The sequence below is a fragment of the Stenotrophomonas lactitubi genome (assembly GCF_002803515.1).
Classification (GTDB): Bacteria; Pseudomonadota; Gammaproteobacteria; order Xanthomonadales; family Xanthomonadaceae; genus Stenotrophomonas; species Stenotrophomonas lactitubi.
On the sequence record NZ_PHQX01000001.1, the window covers coordinates 3,094,857 to 3,109,555 of the forward strand.

Annotated in this window: 16 protein-coding genes; 1 reads left to right on the forward strand and 15 read right to left on the reverse strand. The window is 66.6% G+C overall.

All coding sequences use genetic code 11. The annotated features are described in order from the left end of the window. Nucleotides 1-5: 5 nt before the first annotated feature. The 13 genes from tolA to aspS all read right to left on the reverse strand — a co-directional run bounded on the left by tolA (nucleotide 6) and on the right by aspS (nucleotide 11,767). On the reverse strand, nucleotides 6-1,058 hold the full coding sequence (gene tolA, locus CR156_RS14540; protein ID WP_100553347.1) for a cell envelope integrity protein TolA: 1,053 nt from the start codon (nucleotides 1,056-1,058) through the stop codon (nucleotides 6-8). Next, nucleotides 1,048-1,476, reverse strand: a complete 429-nt coding sequence (tolR, locus tag CR156_RS14545; protein ID WP_100553348.1) for a protein TolR — start codon at nucleotides 1,474-1,476, stop codon at nucleotides 1,048-1,050. Before tolR ends, tolA begins: the two co-directional genes overlap by 11 nt. 24 nt (nucleotides 1,477-1,500) lie before the next feature. Continuing rightward, complete coding sequence (gene tolQ, locus CR156_RS14550) at nucleotides 1,501-2,280, reverse strand: protein TolQ (RefSeq protein WP_025874672.1); 780 nt, start codon at nucleotides 2,278-2,280, stop codon at nucleotides 1,501-1,503. A gap of 10 nt (nucleotides 2,281-2,290) precedes the next feature. After that, entirely contained in the window at nucleotides 2,291-2,740 is a 450-nt protein-coding gene (gene ybgC, locus CR156_RS14555) for a tol-pal system-associated acyl-CoA thioesterase (protein ID WP_100553349.1), read from the reverse strand. Next, the gene (gene ruvB / locus CR156_RS14560; protein ID WP_089236560.1) at nucleotides 2,730-3,770 is read right to left on the reverse strand and encodes a Holliday junction branch migration DNA helicase RuvB; all 1,041 of its coding nucleotides are present in this window, start codon (nucleotides 3,768-3,770) and stop codon (nucleotides 2,730-2,732) included. The genes ybgC and ruvB overlap by 11 nt, the downstream gene beginning before the upstream one ends. Nucleotides 3,771-4,284: 514 nt before the next feature. After that, a complete protein-coding gene (locus tag CR156_RS14570) occupies nucleotides 4,285-6,204 on the reverse strand; it encodes a potassium transporter Kup (protein ID WP_089236561.1) in 1,920 nt (639 codons plus the stop codon). 49 nt (nucleotides 6,205-6,253) lie between these two features. Continuing rightward, on the reverse strand, nucleotides 6,254-6,847 hold the full coding sequence (ruvA, locus tag CR156_RS14575) for a Holliday junction branch migration protein RuvA (RefSeq protein WP_089236562.1): 594 nt from the start codon (nucleotides 6,845-6,847) through the stop codon (nucleotides 6,254-6,256). Between the two features lie 13 nt (nucleotides 6,848-6,860). After that, nucleotides 6,861-7,382 carry a crossover junction endodeoxyribonuclease RuvC gene (gene ruvC, locus CR156_RS14580; RefSeq protein ID WP_089236563.1) on the reverse strand — a complete coding sequence of 174 codons (522 nt, stop codon included), beginning with the start codon at nucleotides 7,380-7,382 and terminating at the stop codon, nucleotides 6,861-6,863. A gap of 129 nt (nucleotides 7,383-7,511) precedes the next feature. Continuing rightward, nucleotides 7,512-8,243: a YebC/PmpR family DNA-binding transcriptional regulator gene (locus CR156_RS14585; RefSeq protein ID WP_089236564.1), complete on the reverse strand. Its 732-nt coding sequence runs from the start codon at nucleotides 8,241-8,243 to the stop codon at nucleotides 7,512-7,514. 153 nt (nucleotides 8,244-8,396) lie between these two features. Beyond that, entirely contained in the window at nucleotides 8,397-9,029 is a 633-nt protein-coding gene (locus CR156_RS14590) for an esterase/lipase family protein (protein ID WP_025874679.1), read from the reverse strand. 77 nt (nucleotides 9,030-9,106) lie between these two features. Next, the gene (locus CR156_RS14595) at nucleotides 9,107-9,628 is read right to left on the reverse strand and encodes a GNAT family N-acetyltransferase (protein WP_100553351.1); all 522 of its coding nucleotides are present in this window, start codon (nucleotides 9,626-9,628) and stop codon (nucleotides 9,107-9,109) included. Nucleotides 9,629-9,660: 32 nt separating this feature from the next. Further along, entirely contained in the window at nucleotides 9,661-9,999 is a 339-nt protein-coding gene (locus CR156_RS14600; RefSeq protein ID WP_100553352.1) for a DNA primase, read from the reverse strand. A gap of 16 nt (nucleotides 10,000-10,015) precedes the next feature. Further along, a complete protein-coding gene (gene aspS / locus CR156_RS14605; protein ID WP_089236568.1) occupies nucleotides 10,016-11,767 on the reverse strand; it encodes an aspartate--tRNA ligase in 1,752 nt (583 codons plus the stop codon). A 160-nt stretch (nucleotides 11,768-11,927) separates the two neighbouring features. Here aspS and CR156_RS14610 point away from each other — a divergent pair, with 160 nt between their 5' ends. Further along, nucleotides 11,928-12,680 carry a DUF3011 domain-containing protein gene (locus CR156_RS14610; RefSeq protein WP_100553353.1) on the forward strand — a complete coding sequence of 251 codons (753 nt, stop codon included), beginning with the start codon at nucleotides 11,928-11,930 and terminating at the stop codon, nucleotides 12,678-12,680. A gap of 99 nt (nucleotides 12,681-12,779) precedes the next feature. Here CR156_RS14610 and CR156_RS14615 read toward each other — a convergent pair whose 3' ends face one another. Both CR156_RS14615 and CR156_RS14620 read right to left on the reverse strand, forming a co-directional pair. Further along, nucleotides 12,780-13,421, reverse strand: coding sequence for a hypothetical protein (locus CR156_RS14615; protein WP_100553354.1), 642 nt, complete (start codon nucleotides 13,419-13,421; stop codon nucleotides 12,780-12,782). 56 nt (nucleotides 13,422-13,477) lie between these two features. Further along, nucleotides 13,478-14,692 (reverse strand): cation:proton antiporter, encoded by a 1,215-nt coding sequence (locus CR156_RS14620; RefSeq protein WP_100553355.1) that lies wholly within the window; start codon nucleotides 14,690-14,692, stop codon nucleotides 13,478-13,480. Between the last annotated feature and the right edge of the window lie 7 nt (nucleotides 14,693-14,699).

The window sequence follows — 14,699 nt, forward strand, 5'->3', positions numbered from 1 at the left end:
TTCCGTCAGTCCTGAGCAGTGAAGGTCAGGTTGAGCGTGCGGTTGAACACCTTCTCGAAGCCCCGGTATGGCAACGGCTGGGCGTTGAGAACGGCCGCTTCGATCGAGCGCCTGCCCGCTTCATCATAGGCGCAGTTGGAACTCACCTTGGCCTGCAGCACCTGCCCGCCCGGAATCTGGGTGATGGTGACCTGGCACTTCTGCCCCAGCGGTACGCTGTCCGGACGTGTCCAGGTATCGCGCACCTTGGCCTGGATGGCCGCAGCGTACTTGGCAGACAGGTCGTCGCTGCTGCCACCACCACCGGCAGCCGGCTGAGCGGCGCCGCTGGCGCCTGCGGCAGCAGCGCCGGCAGCGTTACGCGCGGCAGCGACCTGACGCAGCTTCTGCTCGGCCAGCTTGGCTTCCTTCTCGGCCTGCTCGCGGCGGGCACGGATGTCGGCGATCTTCTTCTGCTTCTCGGCCTCGGCCTTGTCGGCCGCCAGACGCTCCTGCTCGGCCTGCTTCTTCTTGGCGTCCGCTTCCTGCTGCTTGGCCAAGCGCAGCTTCTGCTCGGCCTCTTCCTGGCGCTTGCGCTCGGTCAGGTCGATCTGCTCCTGGCGGCGCTTGGCTTCCTGCTCCTGCTTGGCCTTTTCCTGCGAGATCGCCAACGCGCTGACCGCATCCTGGTCCTTGGTGTCGGGCTGCGCCACGCGCTCCTGCGCCTGTTGCTGCTGCGGCGTCGGCGCGTCCTGCGGGCGCGGCTCTTCAATTGGCTGCGGCGGCGGGATGGTGTCTTCCGGCACCGGGATCGGCTCGGCCACCGGCGGCGGCAGGTCTTCCAGCTTCTCCGACTGGCGCAGGGCCTGGCGCGCGGCAGCCGCCTCGGAGGCGGACAGCGCCAGGCTGGCCTCCACCGAGGGATCGCCTGCGGCGGCATCGGTATTGCGCTGGGGCGACCACAGCCAGGCGCCGATGAAGATCAGCGCCACCAGCAGGTGCACCAGCACGGCCAGCACCAGGGGCAGGCCCCAGCCCGGTTCCTCCGTATGCGGCGGCGGCAGGGCGTCAGCGTGCATCGGTGGCCAGGCTCACCTTGTCGACGTGGGCACGCTTGATCACATCCATCGCATCGATGACCTTTTCATAGGCCACGGCACGGTCGGCGGCGACGATCACGCGCACGTCCTTGTCCTGCGCGGCGATGCCGGACAGGTGGCCCTGCAGTTCCTCGGCGGTGACTGCGGTGGGCTCCTTGGCGTCGGGCAGCTTGAGGCTGAGCTGGCCGTCCTGGCGCACCGAGACGATCAACGGATCCTGCTTGCTTTCCAGCGCCTTGGCGTTGGAATTGGGCAGGTCGACGTCGAAGGTCAGGGTGAGCATGGGCGCGGTGACCATGAAGATGATCAACAGCACCAGCATGACGTCGATATAAGGAACGACGTTGATTTCCGATTTCAGCTTGCGGCGCTTGCGGCGACCGATGGCAGCGGACATGGCTTGGACTCCCGGGTCTGGCGCTTACTCGTCGCCAGCGCTCTGGCGCTGCAGGATCGAGCTGAACTCGTCGGCGAAGGTCTCGAAACGCACCGACATGCGCTCCACGCGGGTGGTGAAGCGGTTGTAGGCCCACACTGCCGGAATCGCCACGAACAGGCCGATGGCGGTGGCGAACAGCGCTTCGGAGATGCCCGGGGCGACGGCGGCGATACCGGCCTGGGCACCGCTGCTGATCATGTCGTGCATGGTCACCATGATTCCGAATACGGTGCCGACCAGGCCCACGTACGGGGCGGTGGAACCGATGTTGGCCAGCAGTTCCAGGTTGCGTTCGAGCTGGTCGACTTCGCGGGTGTAGGTGGTGCGCATCGCGCGCTGGGCACCTTCCAGCTGGGCACGGCCATCCAGCCGGCGCTTGTCGCGCAGGCGGGTGTACTCGCGGAAACCGGCTTCGAAGATCGCTTCCAGGCCGCCGACATTGCGGCTGCGGTCGGTGGCCGAGCTGTACAGCTTGCCCAGGTCGGCACCGGACCAGAAGCGGTTCTCGAACTCGTCGGCTTCGCGTGTGGCCTGCTTGAAGATGCGGGCCTTGCGGAAAATGATCACCCAGCTGACGAACGAGCCGACCAGCAGCGCCAGCACGATGATCTTCACCGGCAGGCTGGCCTTGGCCATCAGTTCGAGGTAGTTGATGCCGCCGCCGGTGGTGGCCTGGGCAAGGGTCTGGGTCGCGGCATTGCTGACGTCAGCCGGCAAAGCCTCGGTGACCGTGGCCTGCAGGGCCAGGAGCGTTGCGATCATCCGTTGTTCCTCAAGAGTTCTGTTCGGATTCGGGGTGGAGGTGGGGTTGCAGCGCGGCAAGGACCAGATCGTCCATGCCACGCGGGCGGAAACTGGCCGCGTCCAGTGCGGCGATGCGGACCTGCGCGGACAGCAGCAGCTGGCCGTCGCGCAGGACCTGCTGGTCGAAGACCATGCTGGCCTTCTTCAGCTGGACCAGGCTGGCGCTCACCTGCAGCTGGTCATCCAGCCGTGCCGGCTTGATGAAGTCCATCTGCATGGAGCGCACCGCGAAGACCATGCCGTGCTCGGTACGCATGCGCTCCTGGCCGAAGCCCAGCGCACGCATCCATTCGGTCCGCGCCCTTTCCATGAAGGCCACGTAGCGGGCGTGGTAAACCACTCCGCCAGCGTCGGTATCTTCCCAGTAAATGCGTGTCGGCCAACTGAATCGGGGTTCAACCGAGGGTTCAACCGACATCGGGGACCTCGGCGAACAGATCCTGCGGCGGGTTTTTCGGCTTCAGGCCCAGGTGCCGGTAGGCCTTGTGGGTAGCCATGCGGCCGCGCGCGGTGCGCACCAGGTAGCCCTGCTGGATCAGGTACGGCTCGACCACATCTTCGAGCGTGCCACGCTCTTCGGACAGCGCCGCAGCCAGCGATTCAATGCCAACCGGGCCACCGTCGAAGTAGTCGACCATGGTCTTCAGCAGCCGACGATCGAGCTCATCGAAGCCCTCCGGGTCGACCTTGAGCATCTGCATCGCCGCCTGGGCCACGGTCTGGTCGATGTGGCCACCCGCCTTGACCTGGGCGTAATCGCGCACGCGGCGCAGCAGGCGGTTGGCGATACGCGGGGTGCCCCGCGCGCGGCGCGCGATCTCCCCTGCCCCGTCGGCGGTGCAGTCGATGGCCAGGATGGCGGCCGAGCGACGCACGATGCGGGTCAGTTCTTCGACGCTGTAGAACTCCAGGCGCTGGACGATGCCGAAGCGGTCGCGCAGCGGCGCGGTCAGCAGACCGGCGCGGGTGGTGGCGCCGATCAGGGTGAACGGCGGCAGATCGATCTTGATCGAGCGTGCTGCGGGGCCCTCGCCGATCATGATGTCGATCTGGAAATCTTCCATCGCCGGGTACAGCACTTCTTCCACCACCGGCGACAGGCGATGGATTTCGTCGATGAACAACACATCGTGCGGCTGCAGATTGGTCAGCAGCGCGGCGAGGTCGCCGGCCTTTTCGATCACCGGGCCGGAGGTCACGCGCAGGGCCACACCCAGTTCGTTGGCGATGACATGGCTGAGGGTGGTCTTGCCCAGGCCGGGCGGGCCGAAGATCAGCACGTGGTCCAGCGCATCACCACGACCCTTGGCGGCCTGGATGTAGATATCCATCTGTTCGCGCACCGGCACCTGGCCGAGGTAGTCGGCAAGTCGCTTGGGTCGGATGCTGGCGTCGGCGGCGTCATCCTCGCGGGTGGCGCCGGCACCGATGATGCGGTCGTCGGTCATGTGCTGATTATGCGGCAAAAACGGGGGGATTCGGCCGGGCTGCGCCCGGCACCCGCGGAGGCCAAAGCAACGGCAACAGCCGAAGCAAGAGCAGAAGCAGGTTTCCCGAGGGATGGCGGGGGGGGCCCGGTTGCGGGGGACGCTGCAAGTACGTCCATGTAAGCTCGGTCGCGCCATCCATGGCGCTCACGCCCCCGCAACCGGACCCACCCCACCTTCGACAGATCTGCGCAATCTGCCGGAATGGCATGCCCTGCTCCTGGTAGGTGTCGACCTTGGTCGACACGGAATGGCCTGCTCTTGGTAGGTGTCGACCTTGGTCGACACGGTAGATCCACGCCATGCGTGGATGGAGTTGTGGAGCCGAGCAATGCTCAGGTCAGGACCGGGGCAATTCAGGAGGTAAAGCCCCCTTGTTGTTCAAGGGGGCGCGCCGGCAGGCGCGGGGATAAGGTGGAATGCTCAGGGGCCCGCGATTTGCGCAGCACATCGTGGGGCGTAGCGCAGGTGGAGATTAAATCTCCACTTGCGCTCCGAGCTCCACCAACCGGTTGCCCGGAATGCGGAAGAAGCCCGTCGCCGGGGCGGCGTTCCTGTGCATCAGCGCGAACAGCTTGTCGCGCCAGATCGGCATGCCACGGTTGGCGGTGGCGACGATGGTTTCGCGGCTGGCGAAGAAGGTGGTGTCCATCGGGTCGAAGTAGATGCCGCCGTGGTCGCACGAGCGCATCAGCGCCAGCGGGACGTCGGGGGTCTCCATGAAGCCGAAACGCACGTAGACGCGGTAGAACTCATCGCCCACCGATTCGATCTTCAGGCGCTGCCCCTCCGCCGCGTACGGCACCGGCAGGGTCACCACGTGCAGGAACACGTTGCGCTCGTGCAGCACCTTGTTGTGCTTGAGGTTGTGCATCAGCGCATGCGGGGCCACGGTCGGGTCGGCGGTGAGGAACACCGCAGTGCCCGGTACGCGTACCGGCGGCGCCAGCATCAGGCCCGGCAGGAAGGTGTCGATGCGGATGCCGTCCTTGCGGATCTCGTCGCGCAGCAGTTCGCGGCCACGGCGCCAGGTGCGCATCATGGTGAACAGGAAGATGCCCAGCACCACCGGGAACCAGGCACCCTGCAGCAGCTTGGCGCCGTTGGCGATGACAAAGCCCAGATCGATGACGAAGAACACCACGCACAGCGGCAGGATCCAGTTGCGTGCCTTCGGCCACAGCGAACGTGCGACCAGGGCCAGCAGCAGGGTATCGATCAGCATGGTGGCCGACACCGAGATGCCGTAGGCCACGGCCAGGTTGGACGAGCTGCGGAAGGCCAGCACCAGGCCGATCACCATCACCGCGATGCCCCAGTTGATGCCGGGGATGTAGATCTGGCCGATGGTGTCGTGCGAGGTGTGCTTGATGCGCATGCGCGGGATGTAACCCAGCTGCATGGCCTGGCGCGAGACCGAGAAAGCGCCGGTGATGACCGACTGCGAGGCGATCACTGCGGCCATCGTGGCCAGCACGATCATCGGGTACAGCGCCCACGACGGTACCGCCTCGAAGAACGGGTTCTTCACCGCCTCGGGGTGATTGAGCACCAGCGCGCCCTGCCCCAGGTAGTTCAGCACCAGGCACGGCAGCACGAAGAAGTACCAGGCGTGGCGGATCGGCTTGGCACCGAAGTGACCCATGTCGGCATACAGCGCCTCGCCACCGGTCACCGCCAGCACCACTGCGCCGAGGATGAAGATGCTGTGCCAGCCGTGTTCCATGAAGAAGCGGATCGCCCACCACGGGTTGAACGCTTTCAGCACTTCCGGCGCATCGACGATGTTGTAGATGCCGATCGCCGCCAGCGAAATGAACCAGATCGAGGTGATGGGGCCGAACAGCTTGCCGATCTTCTCGGTGCCAAAGCGCTGCACCGCGAACACCGCCAGCAGCACTACCACGGTGATCGGCACGATGAAGGCATGCAGCCCCGGCGCGGCAACCTCCAGGCCTTCGACCGCACCAAGCACCGATATCGCCGGGGTGATCACCCCATCGCCGAAGAACAGCGAGGCGCCGAAGATGCCGAGGATGCCGACCACATAGGCCGAGCGTGACCCGTTGCGCAGCGTGCGCTGGGTCAGCGCCATCAGCGCCATGATGCCGCCCTCACCGTCATTGTCGGCGCGCATGATGATGGTCACGTACTTCAGGGTGACCACGATGTTCAGCGCCCAGAACGCCAGCGACAGCACGCCCAGCACGGTGTCATGGTCGCTGGTGAGCCCGTAGTGCGGCGAGAACGCCTCCTTCAGGGTGTACAGCGGGCTGGTGCCGATATCGCCGAAGACCACGCCGATCGCACCGATGATCAGCGCCAGCCCCCCGGCGGGGGGAGCGTGACCATGGCCGCCATGGGCGGCGGTGTGCGGGGTTTGACTGCTGGACATGGGGCTCCTGGCGAAGCTCAGGCTGTAATGGAAAAGGGAACGGAGCGGCTCAACGCAGCGCCGACTGCAGGGCCTTGCGGATGACCATGGCCACTTCGTCGCCCTCGTTGAAGGCTTCGCGCGCCATCCGCGCCGCCTCGGTCGGCTTGTAGCCCAGCTGCTGCAGCGCCACGGTGGCATCGGACAGCGGATCGGCCGGGGCCGGGCCACTGCCGGTCGGCAGTGCGCCACCGGCGCCGAACTGCGCCGCGCGGTCACGCAGCTCCAGCACCATGCGCTCGGCGGTCTTCTTGCCGATGCCGGGGATGCGGGTCAGCGCGGTGATGTCGCCGGCCTGGACCATGCGTGCGAATTCTTCGACGGTGACGCCGGACAACACGGCCAGCGCGATCTTCGCGCCGATGCCGCTGACCCGCTGCACGTCGCGGAACAGGCGGCGCTCGCCTTCGCGCAGGAAGCCGTACAGCGAGACGCTGTCTTCCTTCTGCGAATAGTGGGTGTAGAGGATGACCTCACGGCCGAGCTCGGGCAGGTCGTAGAAGGTGCTCATCGGCGCCTCCAGCTCGTAGCCCACTCCGTTGACGTCCACCACCAGCCACGGCGGCGCCTTGTAGGCGACGATTCCGCGCAGTCGACCGATCATTGCGTGCAGCTCCTCATTTGCGGCCCCACGCCTGGCGGGCAGTCAGCCCCAGGCGGTTGGCCGTTGCCCTTACGTGGGCATGGGTGATGGCCACGGCCAACGCGTCGGCCGCGTCGGCCTGCAGCTTGGTTTTCAGGTTGAGCATGAGCCCGACCATGTGTTGAACCTGTTGCTTTTCGGCGCCGCCACGACCGACCACCGCCAGCTTGATCTCGCTGGCGGCGTATTCGTGCACCGGCAGGTCGCGCAGCACCACCGCCGAAATCGCCGCGCCACGGGCCTGGCCCAGCTTCAGCGCCGAATCGGGGTTGCGCGCCATGAACACCTTTTCGATGGCCACTTCCTGCGGCTGGTACTCGTGGCACAGCTCGGCCAGGCCCAGCACCAGCAGCTTCATGCGCTGCGGGAAGTCATCGGCCCCGAGCAGCACCAGCGGCTGGTGATGCACGTGGCTGACCCGGCCGCTGGCATCGACATCGATGATGCCGACCCCGGTCCGTTGTGAACCCGGGTCGATGCCGAGAATACGGGTCATGCGGCACGCACACAGGCGCCGCTGATCCGGGAAGGACGCATGCGGCGGTGATGGCTGGAAACGTCTGGGGTCATCATGGTCCGCATTGTCCGCTCACCGGCCGCCAAAGGCGACCGGTGGAGCGTACGTTCAGGCGTAGGCGTCCGCGCCGAGATCGGCGTTGGAGTAAACGTCCTGCACGTCGTCGAGGTCTTCCAGCATGTCCAGCAGCTTCTTGACCTGCAGGACGGTGTCGCCCTCGACCTTGATGTCGTTGTCGGCACGGAAGGTCAGCTCGGCATGGTCCGGCGTGCGGCCAGCCGCCTGCATCGCATCCTTGACCGCGTGGAAGCTGTCCGCGGCGGTGAGCACGTCGATCGCGCCATCCTCCGGGTAGACCACGATGTCATCGGCACCGGCCTCGATGGCCGCTTCGGAGATGGCGTCCTCATCGGCGCCAGCAGCGTAATGCAGCACGCCCACGCGCTTGAACATGAAGCTGACCGAGCCTTCGGTGCCCATGTTGCCGCCGCACTTGCTGAACGCATGGCGGACATCGGCCACGGTGCGCACGCGGTTGTCGGTCAGGCAATCGACGATGACGGCCACGCCACCGGGAGCGTAGCCCTCGTAGCGGATCTCTTCGTACTCGACGCCTTCCAGTTCACCGGTGGCCTTCTTGATGGCGCGCTCGATCACGTCCTTGGACATGTTCGCGGTCAACGCCTTGTCCACCGCCACACGCAGGCGCGGGTTGTTGTTGGGGTCGCCTCCACCGCCGCGCGCGGCGACGCCGATCTCACGGATGATCTTGGTGAAAATCTTGCCGCGCTTCGCGTCAGACGCGTTTTTGCGGTTCTCGATGGAGGGGCCTCTACCCATGGGTCTTTCCGTACGTGCGTTGATGGATAAGGCCGCGGATTCTACCTGATCGGGCCCGGCGACCGTGTCGAGGGCGGACAGATGCCGCAGGGCACGGCGCCCCGGTAGCGCCGGGCCATGCCCGGCGAGCGCAGCGGCGCTGGGTGACGTCGCTCAGGCCGCAGCGGCGTCCCGGCCATGGTCGAACTGGCCATGGCGGAGGAAATGCGCGGTCTGCCGCGCGGCATCGGGTGACACCACCAGGCCGCTGTGGCTGGTGCGCACCACGCAATGGTCGGCCAGGCCCGGCAGGCGGGTCTCGGCCAGTGCCACGGTACCGTCGGAATCATCATCCAGCGCCCCGAGCAGGCTGCCCAGCCCATGCGGCACCGAGCCGGCGATCAGGCCGACCGCGGCCTTGCCCTGCCAATCCGGCAGCCCATCCAGCAACAATTCGCTGCTGCGGCCCAGGGCCAGGCCCCAACCATGTTCGGACAACGAGCGTGCGGTGCCACTGCCACGCAGTGGCGAACCCAGGCAGACCACGCGCTGCACGGGCAGCTGCGGCTGCCGGCGCAGGGCTTCCAGCGCCAGCAGACCGCCAAGGCTGTGCCCGACCAGCGACAGCGGGCCTGCGTCTGCCAGCCGCTCCAGCAACTGCGGAACGGCCACATCGGGGCCGCCGAATACGGACGAGTAGCCAAAGGTATGGACCTGGAAGCCACGCGCGCGCAGGCGCCAGGCCAGTGGCCCGACCCAGGCACGGGCATTCCAGATGCCATGCAACAACAGAACGGGGGGAGTCATGTGCAACAGCCTGGCGGTCAGCGGGGCGGAACTACGGTGATTGAACAGAAGCCAGGGGCAAGCGGCGGTGAACGGCTTCAGGCCGGATGCGGCAGACGGCGCAGGATGAACTCAAGATCGTTGGTATCACCCACCGGGAACAGGTACTCGCCGGCCTTTTCGAAACCATACCGGGCGTAGAAACGCTGGGCACCGAAGTTTTCCGACCACACACCCAGCCACAGCGTGCGCGGGCCGTCGTGCTCCAGCCAGGCCAGCGCGGTTTCCAGCAGGCGGCTGCCCCAGCCGCAGCTCTGCTGCGTCTTGACCAGGTACAGGCGCTTGAGTTCGCCGTCACCGGGCTTCACGTCCGGGTGCGGCAGCCCACAGGGGCCGGCAGCGGCGTGGCCGACCGCCTCCCCATCCAGCTCCAGCAGCCACACCGCGTAATCGGGGTGGCCCAGGATCGTGCGCTGGCGCTCGACCGTGTAGGACTCGTCGATGAAGTCCTGCAGATCCTGCGGCGGATACAGATGTCCGAAGGTCTCGGTGAACGTGCGCGCGGCCAGCGCCGACAGGGTCGGCGCGTCGTCCACAGTGGCGCGGCGGATCGAATACATGGGTCGAGTTGACGTCAGGACAACGGTTCGGGTCAAGCCCGCTCCGCCGGTTCCTTTTCGTCTTCTTCTTCCTCTTCCTCTTCTTCGTATTCCTCGTCGTCCTCTTCTTCCTCGCCTTCGTCCTCTTCTTCGCCTTCCTCGTCCTCGTCGTACTCTTCCTCTTCGTCGTCTTCGTAATCCTCGACGCCGAAGTCTTCACCATCCCAGCGACCTTCGCCGTCGGCGACGAAGGTCAGGGCCATGGCCGACGGGTTGGTACCGACGCGGACCAGCCAACCACCGAAGACACGTGCACGCTCGGTGACCAGGTTGGCCTCGGAGCCTTCATTGCCCAGCTTTTCCCACTCCAGCGAAAACGCAAACTCGGTCATTGCCTGGATCTCCTGATCAGTTTTTCTTGGGGCGAACCTGGATGTGCACTTCGGCCAGCTGCTCGTCGACGATCGGCGACGGCGCGTCGGTCATCAGATCCTGTGCACCGGTGGTCTTCGGGAACGGGATGACGTCGCGGATCGACTCGGTGCCGGCCATCAGCGCGGCGATACGGTCGATACCGAAGGCGATGCCACCGTGCGGCGGCGCGCCGTAGTTCAGCGCGTCGAGCAGGAAGCCGAACTTGGCACGGGCTTCTTCGGCACCGATGCCGAGCAGCTCGAACACCGCGCTCTGCATGTCGGGGCGGTGGATACGGATCGAACCGCCGCCGATTTCATTGCCGTTGAGCACCATGTCGTAGCCGCGCGAAACGGCAGTCTTGGCGTGCGCGCGCAGATCGGCGATGTCGTCCACGGCCGGCGCGGTGAAGGGGTGATGCAGGGCGACGTAGCGCTGCGCTTCCTCGTCCCACTCGAACATCGGGAAGTCGGTGACCCACAGCGGCGCCCAGCTGTCGGCGACCAGACCGAAGTCCTTGCCGGCCTTCAGGCGCAGCGCGCCCATGAAGTCGGACACCTTGTTGTAGCCGCCGGCACCGAAGAACACGATGTCGCCGTTGCCGGCGCCGACGTGGGCCACCAGCGCGGCGAAGCCTTCTTCGCTGAAGAACTTCTGGATCGGCGAGCTGATTTCACCGTTCTCGCCCACCTTGATGTAGGCCAGGCCCTTCGCGCCGTACTTGGCGGCGTGCGCGGCGTACTCATCGATCTGCTTGCGCGACAGGCTGGCACCACCCGGGATGCGCAGCGCGGCGACGCGGCCATCGGCATCGTTGGCAGCAGCGGTGAACACCGGGAATTCGCTGGTCTTGACCAGTTCGGCCACGTCCACCAGTTCCAGCGCGATGCGCAGGTCCGGCTTGTCCGAACCGTAGCGACGCATCGCCTCGGCCCAGGTCATGCGCGGGAAGCTGGCCTCCAGTTCGACGTCGACCACTTCCTTGAAGATGCCGCGGATCATGTCTTCGACGAAATCCTGCACGTCGCGCTCGCGGACGAAGGCGAACTCCATGTCCAGCTGGGTGAATTCCAGCTGGCGGTCGGCGCGCAGGGCCTCGTCGCGGAAGCAGCGCGCGATCTGGTAGTAGCGGTCGAAGCCGGCCACCATCAGGATCTGCTTGAACAGCTGCGGGCTCTGCGGCAGGGCGTAGAACTCGCCCGGATGCATGCGCGCCGGCACCAGGAAGTCGCGTGCGCCTTCCGGGGTGGCCTTGGTCAGGATCGGGGTTTCGATGTCCTGGAAACCCTTTTCGTCCAGGTGGCGGCGCAGGGCCTGCACCAGCTTGATGCGGGTGCGCTGCATGCGCTGCATTTCCGGACGGCGCAGGTCCAGGTAGCGGTACTTCAGGCGGGTTTCTTCGCCCGGGTTCTCATGCGCGTGGAACGGCAGCGGTGCGGCCTTGTTCAGCACGGTGATGGCGGTGGCGATCACTTCCACCTTGCCGGTGCGCAGCTTGTCGTTGACCGCGTGGCGGGCGCGCACAACACCTTCCACCTGCAGCACGTCCTCATAGCCCAGGCTGGCGGCCACGGCGAACACTTCGGCGTTGTCAAGCTCCACCGTCACCTGCACGATGCCTTCATGATCGCGGAGATCGATGAAGCAGACGCCGCCCTGGTTACGGGCCACGTCGGTCCAGCCGGCGAGGGTGACAGTCTGGCCAATCAGGGTCTCATCGACCAGGCCGCAGAAGTGGGTACGCATGGGGGGAAAGCTCCGCTGGAGAACGCCGGCGCCTGATGGGGGCCGGAAAGCCTCTTATTCTGCGGCCGAGGCCCCGGCCGGGGCAAATGCAGACGGTCACGCGGGCTTGATCGCCCCCGTCCTTATAGTCGCGCACCTACTCCCGTATGGGGATGTCGCCATGAAACCGCAGTCCCTGGCCAGCCTGGCCGTGATCCTCGGTACCTTTACCGCGCTCGCCCTGCCCTCCGCCCCTGCCGCCGCGCAGGACGGGGTGGTTCGCTGCGAGAGCCAGAACAACCGCGAACGTGTCTGCAACACCGGCTGGCGCGACGCGCAGCTGGTCCGCCAACTGTCCGGCTCGGCCTGCGTGGAGGGCCGCACCTGGGGCACCCGCAATGGCAGCATCTGGGTCAACAACGGCTGCCGCGCCGAATTCACCCAGGGACGAGGTGGCTGGGGTGGCGGCAACGGTGGCGGTTGGGGAGGCGGCAACGGCAACGGCGGCACCGTGCGCTGCGAAAGCCAGGACAACCGCGAACGCAGCTGCCCGGTCGGCTGGCGCAACGCGCGCGTGGTCCGGCAGATATCCGGCACCCAATGCGTGGAAGGCCAGAACTGGGGCGTGCGCAATGGCGCCATCTGGGTCAACCGCGGCTGCCGCGCCGAGTTCGCAGAAGCCCGCGGTGGCTGGGGCGGCGGCAATGGTGGGGGCAATGGCGGCGGCTGGGGTGGCGGCAACAGCAACTACAGCGTGACCTGCAGCAGCAACAACAACCGCCAGCAGAGCTGCAACTGGGATGAACGCCAGGGCCGGCCGGTGCTGCAGCAGCAGCTGTCCGGAAGTGCCTGCCAGGAAGGCCGGACCTGGGGCTACTCGCGCGGCAACGTGTGGGTCAGCAATGGCTGCCGGGCGCGCTTCGGCACGCGTTGAGGGCAGGGTCGCATCCCTGGCCGACGGCCAGGGCTCTGCCCCTTGGATGCGTGCAATGCTGTGGTCGGAGCCCTCCACAGGAGGGATCCGACCCCGCAATCAGGGTGCCGGCGAAGCCTGATCCCCCCAGGGGGCGGGCGGCAGTGCGACCGGCTTGCTGAGGTCGAACTGGACCCGGAATCGACGGCCCTCCGGACGGGTCAGCTCGTAGACGAAGCGCTGGTCCGGCTCGATCTCCATCGCCCAGGTGTTGTGGGTTGAAGCCAGCATGTCGGCACGACGGAACATCGCCACCGATTCGCCATCGGCGGGGAACTGCTGGCGTTCGGCGGTGCCCGGCGGCTTGCTGTCGCCACCGTACAGGGTGATCGCATCGGGGCTGCCATCGGCATGGCGGTGGTCGTGCTTCAGGCGCACGCCGTGCTCGGTGCGGGTCAATACCCAGGTGCGCGAATGGTCATCGCCCACGTGGAACGGGATGCGCAGCTCATGCCCCGGGTCGGCACAGCCACGCACATGCATCACCAGCTTCTGCCCGGCAAAGGGATCGTTGCCGGTGGGCGCCGGCGTGTCTTCCACCACCTTGCCCTCGTAGGCCTGGCCGCAATGGGCTGCGATGGCGGCCATGAAGGCACCGGCCGGTGCGGTCGCCAGATCGTGGTTGACCGTATGCGATGGCTGCGAGCAGGCGGCGAGGCCGAGCAGGGCGATGGCGGAAGCAACAGCGGCGATCGGTTTCATGCCCCAACCCTAACGGCCATGGCCGATGCGCGCAAACCGCACTTCCTGGATCTGCCTCAGCGCTCGGCTGCAGGGGCGGCCGCAACCACTTCGGTCGCCGCCACCGGCGCATCTTCGCCCTGCCCTGCCGGCTCCTGCTCGACCGGGTCGACATCGAACGGCGTGCGGAACACCAGCGAGGGCAGCAGCGTGGTCAATGCGGCGTACAGCAGCAACGCGCCGAACAGCACCGCCGGAATCTGGAAGCGATCGCGCATGATCGCGGCCAGCACCAGGGTGAAGATCAACGTCGGTGCCAGCGCCAGCGACACACGCAGGCTGCTGCGGAAGCTTTCGCCGAACATCACGCGGCGCTGCAGCCAGACCACCGCGATGCGCAGCGGCAGCACCACCAGGGTGATGACGATGCCCAGCCCCAGCGCTTCCCAGCTCAGCGCTTCGCTGGGTACCTTGGTGCCGGCGTTGAAGAAATAGAACGGCACGAAGAACGAGGCGAACAGACGCAGCGCATGCAGGTTTTCGTGCGAGGCCAGCAGCGGCATGCGCTGGTGCAGCAGGCGCGCGACCAGGCCGGCGATGAAGGCGCCGACCAGGTAGTACACGCCCAGCAGGTAGGTGATGTACGCCGCTACCATGCCGACCATCACCAGCAGCGAGAATTCCGAGCCCGGCGCATGCGGTGCGACCCAGCGACCGAGCGCGATGAACACCAGCGGCAGGCCGACCATCATCGCCAGCAGCGCCGTGCTGGACAGCGCCATGTGCGCCGGATCCCCCGCCTGCAGCACGATGAACAACGCCGCCAGGGCCAGCAGTTCACCGGCAATGGCCTTGCTGGTGACCCAGAACCGTTCGTCCTCGCTCAGCCCCAGCCGCGACAGCGAATCCATGATGAAGCCGGTGGACGGGGTCAGCAGCGCCAGCGCCAGCAGCCCTGCCGCCTGCCATGGCAGACCGGCGTAACGCCAGGCCAGCCAACCGACGCCGAACAGGGTCGCACTGCGGATGAGCAGATGCGCCAGCAGCGGCCACATGCCGCGGCGCAGGGCCTGCAGGTCCACTTCCAGGCCGGCGAACAGGAACAGCGAAGAGATGCCCAGCGTGGCCAGCAGTCCGATGACCGCGTCGTGCGCCTGGTCGCCCAGCCAGAGCATGCCGATGATGCCGAACAGCAGGCAGGTCAGGGGCGCGGGCAGGCTGAACCGCTGCAGCGCGCGCGGGATCACCAGCAGCGCGAAGATCAGCAGCAGGTAGACCAGTTCATGACTCATCGGCGAC

What these genes read in the sequence shown, in the direction of transcription:
- tolA (WP_100553347.1), bottom strand. Translation starts at nt 1,058, where the DNA reads ATGCACGCTGACGCCCTGCCGCCGCCGCATACGGAGGAACCGGGCTGG.
- tolR (WP_100553348.1), bottom strand. Translation starts at nt 1,476, where the DNA reads ATGTCCGCTGCCATCGGTCGCCGCAAGCGCCGCAAGCTGAAATCGGAA.
- tolQ (WP_025874672.1), bottom strand. Translation starts at nt 2,280, where the DNA reads ATGATCGCAACGCTCCTGGCCCTGCAGGCCACGGTCACCGAGGCTTTG.
- ybgC (WP_100553349.1), bottom strand. Translation starts at nt 2,740, where the DNA reads ATGTCGGTTGAACCCTCGGTTGAACCCCGATTCAGTTGGCCGACACGC.
- ruvB (WP_089236560.1), bottom strand. Translation starts at nt 3,770, where the DNA reads ATGACCGACGACCGCATCATCGGTGCCGGCGCCACCCGCGAGGATGAC.
- CR156_RS14570 (WP_089236561.1), bottom strand. Translation starts at nt 6,204, where the DNA reads ATGTCCAGCAGTCAAACCCCGCACACCGCCGCCCATGGCGGCCATGGT.
- ruvA (WP_089236562.1), bottom strand. Translation starts at nt 6,847, where the DNA reads ATGATCGGTCGACTGCGCGGAATCGTCGCCTACAAGGCGCCGCCGTGG.
- ruvC (WP_089236563.1), bottom strand. Translation starts at nt 7,382, where the DNA reads ATGACCCGTATTCTCGGCATCGACCCGGGTTCACAACGGACCGGGGTC.
- CR156_RS14585 (WP_089236564.1), bottom strand. Translation starts at nt 8,243, where the DNA reads ATGGGTAGAGGCCCCTCCATCGAGAACCGCAAAAACGCGTCTGACGCG.
- CR156_RS14590 (WP_025874679.1), bottom strand. Translation starts at nt 9,029, where the DNA reads ATGACTCCCCCCGTTCTGTTGTTGCATGGCATCTGGAATGCCCGTGCC.
- CR156_RS14595 (WP_100553351.1), bottom strand. Translation starts at nt 9,628, where the DNA reads ATGTATTCGATCCGCCGCGCCACTGTGGACGACGCGCCGACCCTGTCG.
- CR156_RS14600 (WP_100553352.1), bottom strand. Translation starts at nt 9,999, where the DNA reads ATGACCGAGTTTGCGTTTTCGCTGGAGTGGGAAAAGCTGGGCAATGAA.
- aspS (WP_089236568.1), bottom strand. Translation starts at nt 11,767, where the DNA reads ATGCGTACCCACTTCTGCGGCCTGGTCGATGAGACCCTGATTGGCCAG.
- CR156_RS14610 (WP_100553353.1), top strand. Translation starts at nt 11,928, where the DNA reads ATGAAACCGCAGTCCCTGGCCAGCCTGGCCGTGATCCTCGGTACCTTT.
- CR156_RS14615 (WP_100553354.1), bottom strand. Translation starts at nt 13,421, where the DNA reads ATGAAACCGATCGCCGCTGTTGCTTCCGCCATCGCCCTGCTCGGCCTC.
- CR156_RS14620 (WP_100553355.1), bottom strand. Translation starts at nt 14,692, where the DNA reads ATGAGTCATGAACTGGTCTACCTGCTGCTGATCTTCGCGCTGCTGGTG.